A 12,852-nucleotide genomic window follows, 5' to 3' on the forward strand; every position below is an offset into this window, starting at 1 on the left:
GTTATCTCTCCCTACTTGTCCGTATCTTTTTCAAGCCGTCCAGTTTTTCCGCAACATGACGTCCGATTTCGGCCAGCGGCTCCGGCTGGCACAAATCTTTATGCCGGCAATCCATATCATGAATATCAATGTTTCCGTTCAGATAAGGAAGCCATGACTCCGGATCAATCGGATCAAACCATTCCGGTATCACGGTAGATTTGAAGAACAGGATATCACCATGAAAGACGCGGGGCTTATATTCGCTTAAAATCCGGACGGAATTCACATAGGTCTCCTTTAAATTCAAGATCGCAGCCTCATCCAGGCTGGCAAGCGCACTGCCGTCTCGGCGCAGTATATCGATCGCACTGGAAAGTTTCAGCTGTTCCCCGTTAAGGCTGTCCGGATCGTATCCTCCCAATGCCAAGAGTGCAATCAATGCTTCCTGCTCATCAGGTGCATCTTTAATTGGAAGGAAGTGATTCGGGTATGCATCAAGCATGACAAGAAGCGAAATGTCTTCCCCTTGTTCCTGCAGCTGAGTTGCGATCGCATGTACAACATTGCCTCCGAGAGACCAGCCGAGAAGACGATAAGGCCCTGTTGGCTGAATCGTACGAATGTGCCTGATATAATCCGCGGCCATGTCGTCGAGCGTATCAGGAAGCTCTTCCTGCCTTGCGATCCCGCGAGCTTGAAGGCCGTATATCGGATATTCCTTCCCGAGTGCCGTCATTAAACCGGCATAACACCAGCTGAGGCCCCCGGCCGGGTGCACACAAAACAGGGGATCCTGACTGCCTCCGGTTCTCAGCGGAAGCAGTACATCCAGCGCACTTTGCCCGCCGCCGGATTCAAGCCGTTCAGCGAGTCCGCTGACAGTAGGTGCTTCAAGCAGGTCGCCGATGCCGAGCTCGACGCCGAGCGCTTCACGAATGCGGCTCATCAGCTGTACGGCGAGCAGAGAATGACCGCCAAGTTCGAAGAATCCGTCATCAATACCAATCCGCGGCACATTGAGGATTTCTGAAAAAAGATCACATAAGATTTCTTCCTGCGGTGTTCTTGGCCCCCGTCCTTTAACAGCCGCGGCAAAATCAGGCTCAGGCAGCGCTTTTCGATCAAGTTTGCCATTTGGAGTCAATGGCAGGTCTGCAATTTTTACAAATGCAGAAGGCACCATGTACTCCGGCAGAGTGCCTGCGGCAAACCGGCGCAGTTCAGCCGGATCAGTTTCTTCTTCAGACGTCGGGACAACATAGGCGATCAGGCGCTTGTCCCCGGGCTGGTCTTCCCTTACAACTACAGCAGCTTGATTCACCTTGTGATGGCGGACAAGCACCGCTTCTATCTCGCCGAGTTCGATTCTAAAGCCGCGGATCTTGATCTGCTGATCGGCCCTGCCCATATAATCAAGAGAGCCGTCTTGGCGCCTGCGGGCAAGATCGCCGGTTCGGTACATCCGGGTTCCGGGCGGACCAAACGGATCAGCGACAAAACGGTCTGCCGTCAAATCGGGTCTGCCCAAGTAACCCCGTGCGAGGCCGCCCCCCGACACATACATCTCTCCGGTGACGCCCGGGGGTACCGGTTCAAGGTATTCATCAAGCACATATACACCTAAATCGGGAATCCCTTGACCGATCAGGCTGTTCGCTTGAAGTGCTGCAGTCTGCTGATCGAGGGAAATATAGCTGACATGTACCGTCGTTTCTGTAATTCCGTACATATTAATCAGCCGCGGGAAATGCTCCGGATGGCGTTCATACCAATCTTCAAGCCTCTTCAGTTCGAGCGCTTCCCCTCCAAAAATGATAAAGCGCAAGGAAAGGCACTTTCCTGTCTCAGCATTGTCCCGGTCAGCCTGCATCAATTGATAAAATGCGGAAGGGGTCTGATTGAGCACAGTCACTCCCTCGCGTACGAGAAGATTGAGAAAGTCGGCCGGCGAGCGGCTGATTGTATGAGGCACCACGACAAGCCGTCCCCCATTGAGCAGCGCTCCCCAAATTTCCCATACCGAAAAGTCAAATGCGTAAGAATGAAACATCGTCCAAACATCGTCAGAGCCAAAATGGAACCATTGGTCAGTCGCTCCGAACAGCCGCACGACATTTTGATGTGGAACGATCACTCCTTTCGGCTTGCCGGTCGAACCGGATGTGTAAATGACATACGCCGGGTGAAGAGGCAGCAAAGGCTTCATACGGTCGGCATCAACCGGATTCGCAGAAGCGCATCCGTTCAGTTCCTCTTGTATGCAAGGGTCATCAAGGACAATCCGTTCAACAGATGCGGGAACAGAAAGGCATGATTCGACCGCTGAACTCGTAACGATGCAGGCAGGATGTGCATCATTCAACATAAACGCTATCCTTTCTGCCGGGTAGTCCGGATCCAGAGGCACATATGCCGCGCCAGCTTTCAGCACTGCAAGCAGTCCGACAACCATATCCAAAGATCTTGGCAGCGCCAGGGCAGCAAATTGTTCGGGACCGACCCCTTTGGCGATCAGGAGATGGGCAAGCCGGTTAGCGCGTCTATTGAGCTCGCCGTATGTGAGCGAGTCATTTTCATATATAACCGCAACGGCTTCCGGGTCCTTCGCAGCCTGCTTTTCAAATAAAACAGGCAAAGATGAACAAGGTATGTTGTTGGACGATTTGCTCCAGTCAGCCAGCATGTTTTCACGTTCGGCCGGAAGGAGAATATCAAGTCTTCCAATCGGCTGATCAGGGTCGGATACTGCTGAATCCAGCAGTCTGACAAGCCGTTCGGCCAATGTTTGAACCGTATTTCGCTCAAATAAATCTGTGCTGTATTCCACAAATCCGCCGATACCTGCGGGTGTTCCATCCGCTTTTCGATGTTCCCGAAGCTCAATCGTCAAATCAAACTTGGCTGCGCCGACACTGCGAATGTCAATGTCTGATTTAAGGCCGGAAAGTTCAAGCTCAGGTTCAGGCGTATTTTGATAGGCGAGCATGATTTGGAACAGCGGATGTCTCGCTCTTGACCTGGCAGGATTGAGCACTTCAACAAGGCGCTCGAACGGAAGGTCCTGATGCTCATATGCTGCAAGATTTACTTTTCTAACTCTGTTCAGAAGTTCCCGAAAACTTGGATTACCCGATGTATCTGTTCGGAGCACAAGCGTATTAACGAACAATCCGACAATTCCGCCTAAAGCATCATCGTTTCTTCCCGCTATCGGGCTCCCGAGCGGAATGTCGTGGCCTGCTCCGAGCCGTGTCAGCAGTGAGGCAAGGGCCGACTGCAAAATCATGAACATGCTGACTCCGGTGCTGCGGGACAAACCGAGCAAACGGCCGTGTAGCTGTTCGTCAATGCTGAGATCAATCGTACCGCCTCTGTAGCTTGATTCCGACGGACGCGGGTGATCAGTCGGAAGCTCCAGCTGATCAGGCAGATGTTCCAATGCCTTTGACCAATACCCGAGCTGCTTGGCAATCAGACTGTCCGGATTGCTCTCATGTCCAAGCAGATGTTCCTGCCATACGGCATAGTCGGCATATTGTATAGAAAGCGGCTCCCAAGCAGGTGCCTCACCATTCAGACGCGCATTGTAGGCGGTTTCCAAATCGCGGGTCAGCGGCGTTAAAGACCAGCCGTCGCCAATCATATGGTGCAAAAGCAGAAGAAGAACAAATTTGTCCGGTCCGAGTACGAATAGCTGGGCGCGAAACGGAGGTTCCTTTTCTAAATGAAAACGGTGCCGAACAGCCTCAGCCAGGACTTTTTCCAAATCATGTTCGCTGACATGGGATACAGCGAGTTCGGGACGCGCTTGATCCGCTTCCAATATCAGCTGGTGTGTTGTCCCCTGCTGATACGGAAAAATTGTTCGAAGCGGCTCATGTCTTGCTGCCACATCGCTCAGAGCGGTTGTCAGCGCCTCTTGGTCCAAACGTCCGGTTAAATGAACGACAACCGGAATATTATAGGTCGGGCTCGGTCCTTCCAAACAGTGCAAAAACCATAGGCGCCGCTGCGCGAAGGACAGCGGAATTTCTTCCCGGCGCTCTCTTTTACGCAATGCCGGACGGGCGCTCTGCGCCTGATCAAGCTGTTTGGCAAGCCCGGCGGCTGTGGGCTCATCGAATAAACGGCCGATTCCGAGTTCGACGCCAAGCGTTTCCCGAATCCGGCCGACAAGCCTGCCTGCCAGAAGCGAATGTCCGCCGAGATCAAAAAAGCTGTCATCAATACTGACTCGCGGCACCCCCAGCACTTCAGCGAATAAATCACACAATATTTCCTCTTGAGGTGTCCTTGGCTCACGTCCCCCTGTATGCATACTCAATGCCGGAGCCGGCAGGGATTTGCGGTCAAGCTTTCCGTTCGGCGTAAGCGGCAGTTCATCAAGAATGACAAATGCAGACGGAATCATATAGTCGGGCAGTGTTTCACCAACGTAGCCGCGAAGCTCGACAGGATGAAGGCTTTCTCCCGAAGCGGGAACGACATACGCAAATATACGCGGATCACCGGGCTGGTCTTCACGAACAATAGCAGCAGCTTGTTTAACAACCGGATGATTTGCAAGCACCGCTTCTATTTCTCCCATCTCAATGCGGAATCCGCGAATTTTGACTTGATGGTCCGCACGGCCGATATAATCAAGCGACCCGTCTTCGCGCCAGCGCACGAGGTCGCCCGTCCGGTACATCCTCGATCCAGGCGGCCCGTATGGATTCGCAATAAAGCGTTCAGCCGTGAGAGCATGACGGTTCAAGTAGCCGCGCGCCACTCCTGTTCCTGCCACATAAAGTTCTCCAGCCGCTCCCGGAGGCACGGGCTGCAATCCGGCGTCTAGAACATACAGCTGCGTATTCCAAATCGCACGGCCGATCCCCGGAGATTTCGTGCAGTTGCCTCCCAGCGCGGCGGCTGTAGACCAAATCGTTGTTTCCGTCGGTCCATAAAGGTTCGTTAATGTGCATCCAAGCTGCTGCAATTGCCGGGCCAAGCTGGCTTGCAGAGCTTCCCCTCCGACAAGCGCACGAAGACCTTTAAGCTTCTCCGGAGCGCTCGAGGCCAATGCATACCAAAGGGTCGGTGTGGCCTGCATCATTGTGATTCCGTATGTTTCAATCATTTTAGCCAATGCGGAGGGGTCTTGTACCGTCTCCTTCTCGGCAAGAACGACTGCCGACCCGCTGATCAGTGGCAAATAAATTTCGAGTGCTGAGATGTCGAATGCAATCGTTGTGACGGCCAGCAGCCGGTCGTCTTGATTAAGCGGGAACATATCCTGCATTGAAAGCAAAAAATTGAATAAGCTTTCAGCTTGTACAACTACGCCTTTAGGTCTGCCGGTTGATCCGGATGTATAAATCATATATGCCGGCTGAGCGCCGGAATGCTGTCTGCCGGGATTTCCTTCAGAACATCCGGAGATTTTTTCCATAACAGTTTGTTCATCAATGATGAACTTCGGCGTTTGCGAACTGATCATGTCTTGTGCTTTTTTGCTGGTGATGACAAACAGCGGCTGTGCATCATTGAGCATATACTCGATCCTGTCAGCCGGATAATCGGGATCTATAGGTAAATAAGCCGCTCCAGCCTTGAGAACGGCGAGCATGCTGACAATCATTTCCGCTGAGCGCGGCAGGGCCAAAGCAACGAATGTCTCGGGTTTCGCCCCCTTATTGATCAGCAGATGAGCCAGTTGATTTGCCCTTTTATTTAATTCGGAATAGGTGAGAACCTCATCATTGGAAACGACTGCCGGAGATTCAGGGTACTCCTTCGCCATCATTTCAAATCGTTGCGTAAGACTCTCATTTGGAAGACCGCGGTCTGTTTGATTCCATTCGATTAAAATTTGAGCGCGTTCTTCCGGGAGAAGAATATCCAACGTCCCCACCGGCTGAGTTTGCTCGCAATCGGCAATCGTTTTCAGAAGAGTAAGAAAACGATGAATATGATGTTCAAGTTCATCCGCATGATAAACAGCGGGGTTTGCATCCATGTTTATTTTCAACCCGCCTCCGTCCGGGCGGCCGTAAATGTTGATTGACAGATCGTCCACAGGTCCTGTGGCAAGATTATGCACGATGCCTTGACAGCCGGCAAAATTCAAGCGTTGCTCAAAAGGCATCAAATTAAGCTGCGGACCGAACAGCCGCTGATTTTCGCCAAGCAGCTTGAGTTCCCGGCGCAGTTCTTCGTGGCGGTAATGCTGATGACGCCTCAGCTTCATCATCTCTGCTGAGATTTGCTTGACCAGCTCTCCTACGCTCATGTCCGGCTGCATGCCAATCCGAAGCGGAAGGAGATTCATGACCATACCCGGAATATGGAGAGCGGCTGACCCAAGGCGGCACATCATCGGCATCCCGAGAACGACGTCATTTGCCCCCGTCAGCCGATGAACATATATTGCAGCTGCTGCCATCACGGTTTCGTGCCAAGTTGCCCCCATTCTGCTTGCGGCAGACAGAAGACGCTCAGCATGTTCACTCGGCAGATAGTCAGACCTGCGAAGAAAGCTTGAAGAGGTGCGCGGCGCCCTTTCGGCAAGACTGACTACCTCCGGTTCATCGCTGAATCGCTCAAGCCAAAATTGCCGATCTTCCTGATACTTCTCTGATGCGTGGTAAGCCGTTTCCTCCGCGAGAATCAAATCGAGGGAGCCAAAGGCTCCGCTCTGATCGATCGATTTGTTCTGCATCAATGCGGTATATATTTTTGACAGCCGCTCGGCGATCAATGTAAAGCTGAACCCGTCCGTTGCGATATGGTGAGTTCGCTGATACCAGAAGTAATGATCCGGCGCCGTTTTGAAAAGCGCTTCTGTAAAAAGCGGACCGCGAGTCAGATCAACCGGACGGGCAAGGTCATCCTTCATCCAGCTTTTCGCCGCCTGTTCCGGATCGGTTTCTGAGCTGACATCAACATAATGAATTGGAAAATCTGCCGACGGAACGATCACTTGCCACGGTCCGTCTTGATCTTCTCCAAATCTGGCATGGAATGATTCAGCTTCTTTCATGACATGGCGCAGCGCTTTCTCGAAAAGCTCCTGATCAAGCGGGCCTTTAATTTCAACGTATTCAGCTGTATTGTAGATCGGATTTTCCGGATCAAGCTGCTGAGCAAACCAAATGCCGGCTTGCGCTCCTGATAATGGCTTTCGGTTATGTTGACATTCAAGCATTAAGGCGACCTCCTTCATTGATAGTCTGCATTCGGCAAGGGTGCTTCTTTAGAGGAGGACAACAGTCTCCACCAGTTTTCAATCGAAGGGTCCTCCGCAAGCTCCACAAATGACACCTCCCGCCCCGCTCGGCGCCAGCGCTCCGCGAGACTCATGATTCTCACGGAATCAAGTCCCCTGTAAATCAAATTTTCGCTGTCGCTTATCTTTTCCGGTGATTCAAGAAGAAGCGATGCGACCTGTTCGCGAATGATCTGTTTTGTCAGTGCATGAGAGCTTTCTTTTGCGTGTTCATGGCTTGCGTCATCTTTCAGCTGGCTCAAAAGCTGTTCCGCAGTGATTGTGACGCTGCAGCGGTCAGCTGCGTATGTGATAGCCATTTCATGATGCTTTAATGAGAAATCCGCCACCGCATCGGCGACAAAAAACGTTTCAATATCTTGCATAAACGCATCACATGCCGTCATCAAGCAGCCGATATGGGCATAGATGCCGGTGATGATGAGCTGATCCCGACCTTGCTCCTCCAGCACACCTAAAAGGTTGGTTTTTCTGAACGCATTGTACCTCCACTTGGTCAGAACGATGTCGCCTTTATTCGGTTTCAGCTCATCTACGATCTTCTGCTCATCGGGATCAGGACCGATTCCGGGTCCCCAAAAATCTTGGAGAAGCCCCCGTTCTTCCGGTGTCTGAGCGCCTGGCTGAGCCGTGAAAATAACCGGAATGCCAAGCTCGGCACATCGCTTCCGAAGCTTCTTAATATTAGCCAGCAGATCTGTTACCGGAGACTCGCCGCAACGGTAAGCGTTGAGAAAATATTGCTGCATATCATGGATGAGAAGTGCAGCACGCTTCGGATGAGGAGTCCATGACACCTTGTTTTTCGGCATATTTGATGCTTCTGGCATTTGGTACGGTAAGATGGCAGGAATGGCCATCAAATCACATCCTCTCATTTTTTTATCACGTGATATTCTTAGCTGCAGACATTTTTTCAGCAATCGCTGTACGCAGTTCTTTTTTGCTGACTTTTCCTACGCCTGTCTGCGGGAATGCTTCAACCATTTCCACCCGGTCAGGTATTTTGTAGGCTGCAAGGCCCCTTTCTCTCAAAAACGATTGCAATTCAGCCTGAGCAGGTGCAGCGCCGCGTGGAATAACATACGCACACGTTCTTTCACCGAGAAATTGATCCGGCATCGAGACAACCGCCGCATCGAGTACGGCGGGATGTGCGAGCAGGTGGTTTTCCACTTCTTCCGCGGCAACCTTCTCCCCGCCTCTGTTGATCTGGTCTTTGGCTCGTCCTTCAACAATCAAATAGCCTGATGAATTGACTTTGACCAAGTCGCCCGTACGGTAAAACCCGTCTTCTGTGAACGCTTTGGCATTATGTTCCTCAGCTTTGTAATAGCCGCGGATCGTATAAGGACCTCTTGTCAGAAGCTCCCCGGTCTGTCCGGGTCCAAGTTCGCGTCCTTCTTTATCCACAATTTTAATTTCGTCAAACGGAGACATCGGTCTGCCTTGTGTGTGAACGATCGTGTCTTCAGGATCATCAAGTCTGGTATAGTTGACCAGACCTTCTGCCATGCCATAAACCTGCTGCAGTTTGCAGCCAAACACCGATGTGACGCGTCTGGCGGCTTCGGCACTGAATTTCGCTCCGCCGACTTGAAGGACCTGGAGACTTGACAAGTCGTCCCGGCGCGCCGGAGCAGCGTCAAGCCAGATTAGCGCAAGCGGCGGTACGAGACCTGTGATCGTTACCCTCTCCTTTTCGATCAGAGGAAAGGTTTCATCCGGGCTGCCTCCTGACGCAAGAACGACTCGGCCTCCCGCATAGAGTGTACCGAGCACTCCCGGCGAACTGAGCGGATAATTGTGAGCGATTGGAAGAGCGGCAAGATACACGCTGTTGTGATCAAGCCTGCAAATCTCTGCGCTGACCCTCAAGCTGTATATATAATCATCATGCGTCCTCGGGATCAGCTTAGAAAGACCTGTGCTTCCCCCTGACAACTGAAGAAAAGCGACATCTTCTGAATGGACGTTCTGCGGAGGTGCAGGCTGATCATAAAGGCCCGACAGCGCTTCAAACTCCTCCGATTCGCCGGCGACAATGACATGACGAAGCCCCCGCAGCTTTCCCTTTACCTGTCTCGCCAGCTTGCGGTAGTCAAACCTTGCGTGATGATCGGGAATCACATAAGCAGCAGCTTCAGAAAACTCGCAAAAATACGTGATCTCGCTATGTCTGTGCGATGGAAGCGCAAAGACAGGCAGAGCTCCGATTCGGAAGAGTGCAAAGCAAACTTCAAAAAACTCGATGACATTCGGTAGCTGGACAACGACGCGGTCATTTTTTTTGATCCCAAGCTTTAAAAGACCGCCGGCCAAAGAGTCGGCTCTCTTGTCTAACTCTTGATAGCTTAAATGGGTATCTCCGTATGTAAGGGCAATGCGGCTGCCATGTTTTTCGACCCGTTCCCTCAGCATTCCCCCAAATGTTTCGCCTCGCCAGCATCCCTCCTTCCGATATTTATCCGCAAACTCCTTCGGCCATGTTGGGCACCCTTTCAACATCCTTTATCCCTCCGTTATTCACTGTTCATTCCCATCGCAAGAAGCATCGTCCGAAACTTTGCAGACGTTTCTGCAAGTTCTTCTTCAGGCTTCGATCCGGCGACAATTCCGGCGCCTGCGTACAGCCGCAGCGCGTGTTCCTCCGCCTCAGCACAGCGAATCGTTACGACCCATTCACCGTCACCGTCCGCGTCACACCAGCCGACCATACCTGTGAAAAATCCGCGGTCAAACGGCTCAATCTGTTTAATCGCTTCTTTCGCCGCATTCGTCGGCGTGCCGCAAACAGCGGGCGTCGGATGAAGAGCGGCGGCGAGCTCTAATGAAGATACAGAAAGATCTGTAAGCTCTCCCTTCAATTCAGTTGAAAGATGCCACATCGTCGGCGTGCTGATCAGCGATGGTTCCGGCACCTCCAGCTTTCGGCAAAACGGCTTGAGCCCGGAAGCAACCGCTTCGACTACGACCGCATGTTCGTGACGGTCTTTAGGAGAAGCAAGCAGTTCAGCCGCCCTTCTTCGATCTTCTTCAGGATCATCGCTTCGAGGTCTTGAACCTGCTAAAGGATTTGCCGTAACGCGGAACCCGGACCGTGATACAAGCAGCTCAGGACTTGCGCCTATCAAAGTGGTACGAGGCGCTTCCGGCGATTGCCCGGTTAAGTCAACGGCAAAGTTGTACCCGCTTGTATTGCGGCGGGCAAGATTTCGCAGCAATTGACCGATATCGACTTTGATCGGCGAGGTCAGCTGCAAAGACCGGGAAAGGACGATCTTACTGTATTCTCCTGCTGCTATACCTGCCAACCCTCGTCTGACCCCGGTCATATACGCTTCCGGGCTTGGAATCTGCTCGATATCATAGGGGTACAGGGCAGGTTCAGGCTCCTCTTTACCGTCTTCTTCACATGTCAGCGGCCCCGCCTGCCACGCTTCGACCGGCACGGTTAACTGCGCCGGCTTTGTATCGTCAAACGGTACAGCTCCGACCACCATCGGATTTTTCTGCCCGTTCTCCCTCGCTTTTTTCAGAACTTCCGCAGCCCGCTGAGCAAGGCTTTGCTCTTCCGTTTGAGAAACAGAAGCCAAAACACCTTCCGCCAGAATGGTCCGCTCAGGGGAAGAGAAAAAGAATGAAGCTCCGGCCTGATATTCCTTCAACAGCTGATCGGCAAGCGCTTCTGACACGACATGACGTTCTATCATCATTAAAACCTCCTTTAGATTGAATCAGGCTCCAAGCGTTGCTCCGCCATCGACGCGCAAATCGTGCATCGTAATATGACGAGCCCCGTCAGACAGCAAAAATACTACAGCATCTGCAATATCAGCCGGCGAAGCCAATTTTCCGAGCGGAATTCCCGTTTTGAATGTTTCAAGTGATCCTTCAATTACGCCTTGCGCAGCTTCCTCACCTTGCCATAGCGACCGCTGCATCGGCGTATCGGTTGATCCGGGCGATACGATATTGCAGCGGATATTGTACTCGGCAAGTTCAAGGCCGAGACATTTCGTAAACATTAAAGCGGCCGCCTTAGAGGCCGCATAGGCGGCCATATGCATACGCGGCACTGCCGCCGCATTTGATCCGACAATCACGATCGCTCCAGTTCTGCGCGGAATCATCCGGCGGGCGACGGCACGCGATACGTTAAAAACCCCGGTAGAGTTGACGCTGAACGTCTTCTCCCAATCTTCATCACTCAATGAATGGATCAGACCCGTTCTGAGCACGCCGGCTACATTGACAAGCATGTCTATCGGACCGATCTCGCGTTCAACATGGGCCACAAGCTGATCGACGGCGGCACTGTCGCCCACATCCGCGGCAAAACCGGAACCCTGCAGATCTTTTCGTTCAAGTTCGGCTTCAAGTTCAAGCAGCCCTTTTCGATTTCGATCAGCTGCGGCAACAAACACCCCGCGTTCAGCAAGCGACAGAGCCACTTCTTTGCCGATTCCTTGCGAAGCCCCAGTCACCAAAGCAACCTTGCCTTTCACTCTTATCATTTCCTTTCTTAAAAACGGCAGCTCCCAAGTCTCAAAGAGTCACTGCCAAAGCTAAATTCTTAATTGATAATGATAATCATTATCGTTCAAAAATATAATATACCAATAAATGCAAACGGTCAAATCGTTTTCGATTGTTTATCCGTATCAATGCTCATGGTATATTATCTGTTATCCATTCTTATCTTTTCTTAAAGCTCGGGGCGCCGGAAGCGCCCCGCTGTCAATCAGGCTTGAAGGCAAACTGGAGCGCTCTGCTGATTAACACAGGCAGAACCGATATATGACCTTCCCCTTTAAATTCATGGTACTCCGCGCGAATCCCCTGCTTTTCCAAGGCGGCCAAGCGGGCGGCCAGCCTTTTTGCATTGTCGTTCATTCCGCTTTTATGCGTCTTTTCAAGCTCTCCCGCCCCGAGCAATACCTTTACATCGCCATCCGCTTCCTGCAGCTTCGAAATAAAGTCATGCTCCTCATCAAAAAAGGACGGATGCCAATGGATGGACGGACTTCCGGCGATATATGTCTGAAACAGGGCCGGTTTTGTAAACAGGGTCTGCAGAACAAAAAGTCCGCCAAGGGAATGACCGAAAATCGCCTGCCTTTTCACATCAATCGTGAATTCCTGTTCGATCTCCGGCTTTAACTGCTGTTCGATGAAGGACAGAAAAGCTTTCGCCCCGCCCGGCTCCGGCCAGTCTGCTCCATCAGGTCTCCTGGGCAGCTCGGCGCCCGAATCCGGCAGAGTAAAATCGTAATATCGCCCCCGGTCAAAGGGAGCGTCGGTTTCATAGCCGATGCCGACGATAACGGCCGGCACGACGCCGGTTTTATCGGGACGACGCGACTGCATCCGCAATGCCTCCACCATTGTTCCAAACACGGAATTGGCGTCAAGCAGATAAATTACGGGATATCCTGCGGGCGGCGGTTCCCCAAATGGTTTAGCAATAAAAATCCGGTATGTGCGGCTCCCATCCGTTGAACGCATGCACCGCTGTTCTGTCCCCGGTATCGCCACCGGAATACATTCAGCAGCATTGACAGACTGCTGAAGTTTTTCTTGAGCCATGTGATTCTCCCTTC

At 52.0% G+C, this 12,852-nt stretch carries 6 protein-coding genes; all 6 read right to left on the minus strand.

What is annotated here, in order from left to right; genetic code table 11:
- Position 1: 1 nt before the first annotated feature.
- The 6 genes from M1D59_RS19840 to M1D59_RS19865 all read right to left on the minus strand — a co-directional run bounded on the left by M1D59_RS19840 (position 2) and on the right by M1D59_RS19865 (position 12,838).
- The gene (locus M1D59_RS19840) at positions 2-7,168 is read right to left on the minus strand and encodes an amino acid adenylation domain-containing protein (RefSeq protein WP_458117634.1); all 7,167 of its coding nucleotides are present in this window, start codon (positions 7,166-7,168) and stop codon (positions 2-4) included.
- A 14-nt stretch (positions 7,169-7,182) separates the two neighbouring features.
- Positions 7,183-8,109, minus strand: a complete 927-nt coding sequence (locus tag M1D59_RS19845) for an isochorismatase family protein (protein WP_023857106.1) — start codon at positions 8,107-8,109, stop codon at positions 7,183-7,185.
- A 25-nt stretch (positions 8,110-8,134) separates the two neighbouring features.
- On the minus strand, positions 8,135-9,757 hold the full coding sequence (locus M1D59_RS19850) for a (2,3-dihydroxybenzoyl)adenylate synthase (RefSeq protein WP_023857105.1): 1,623 nt from the start codon (positions 9,755-9,757) through the stop codon (positions 8,135-8,137).
- Between the two features lie 14 nt (positions 9,758-9,771).
- Positions 9,772-10,962: an isochorismate synthase DhbC gene (gene dhbC, locus M1D59_RS19855; RefSeq protein ID WP_023857104.1), complete on the minus strand. Its 1,191-nt coding sequence runs from the start codon at positions 10,960-10,962 to the stop codon at positions 9,772-9,774.
- Between the two features lie 24 nt (positions 10,963-10,986).
- Positions 10,987-11,766 (minus strand): 2,3-dihydro-2,3-dihydroxybenzoate dehydrogenase, encoded by a 780-nt coding sequence (locus tag M1D59_RS19860; protein WP_456283108.1) that lies wholly within the window; start codon positions 11,764-11,766, stop codon positions 10,987-10,989.
- A 223-nt stretch (positions 11,767-11,989) separates the two neighbouring features.
- Positions 11,990-12,838 carry an alpha/beta hydrolase gene (locus M1D59_RS19865; RefSeq protein WP_075212899.1) on the minus strand — a complete coding sequence of 283 codons (849 nt, stop codon included), beginning with the start codon at positions 12,836-12,838 and terminating at the stop codon, positions 11,990-11,992.
- Positions 12,839-12,852 lie beyond the last annotated feature (14 nt).

This window comes from Bacillus sp. PK6-026 (genome assembly GCF_054161455.1).

Excerpts from the sequence above, each read along its gene's own strand:
- M1D59_RS19850 (WP_023857105.1), bottom strand. The coding sequence starts at position 9,757 with ATGTTGAAAGGGTGCCCAACATGGCCGAAGGAGTTTGCGGATAAATAT.
- dhbC (WP_023857104.1), bottom strand. The coding sequence starts at position 10,962 with ATGATAGAACGTCATGTCGTGTCAGAAGCGCTTGCCGATCAGCTGTTG.
- M1D59_RS19865 (WP_075212899.1), bottom strand. The coding sequence starts at position 12,838 with ATGGCTCAAGAAAAACTTCAGCAGTCTGTCAATGCTGCTGAATGTATT.
- M1D59_RS19840 (WP_458117634.1), bottom strand. The coding sequence starts at position 7,168 with ATGCTTGAATGTCAACATAACCGAAAGCCATTATCAGGAGCGCAAGCC.
- M1D59_RS19860 (WP_456283108.1), bottom strand. The coding sequence starts at position 11,766 with ATGATAAGAGTGAAAGGCAAGGTTGCTTTGGTGACTGGGGCTTCGCAA.
- M1D59_RS19845 (WP_023857106.1), bottom strand. The coding sequence starts at position 8,109 with ATGGCCATTCCTGCCATCTTACCGTACCAAATGCCAGAAGCATCAAAT.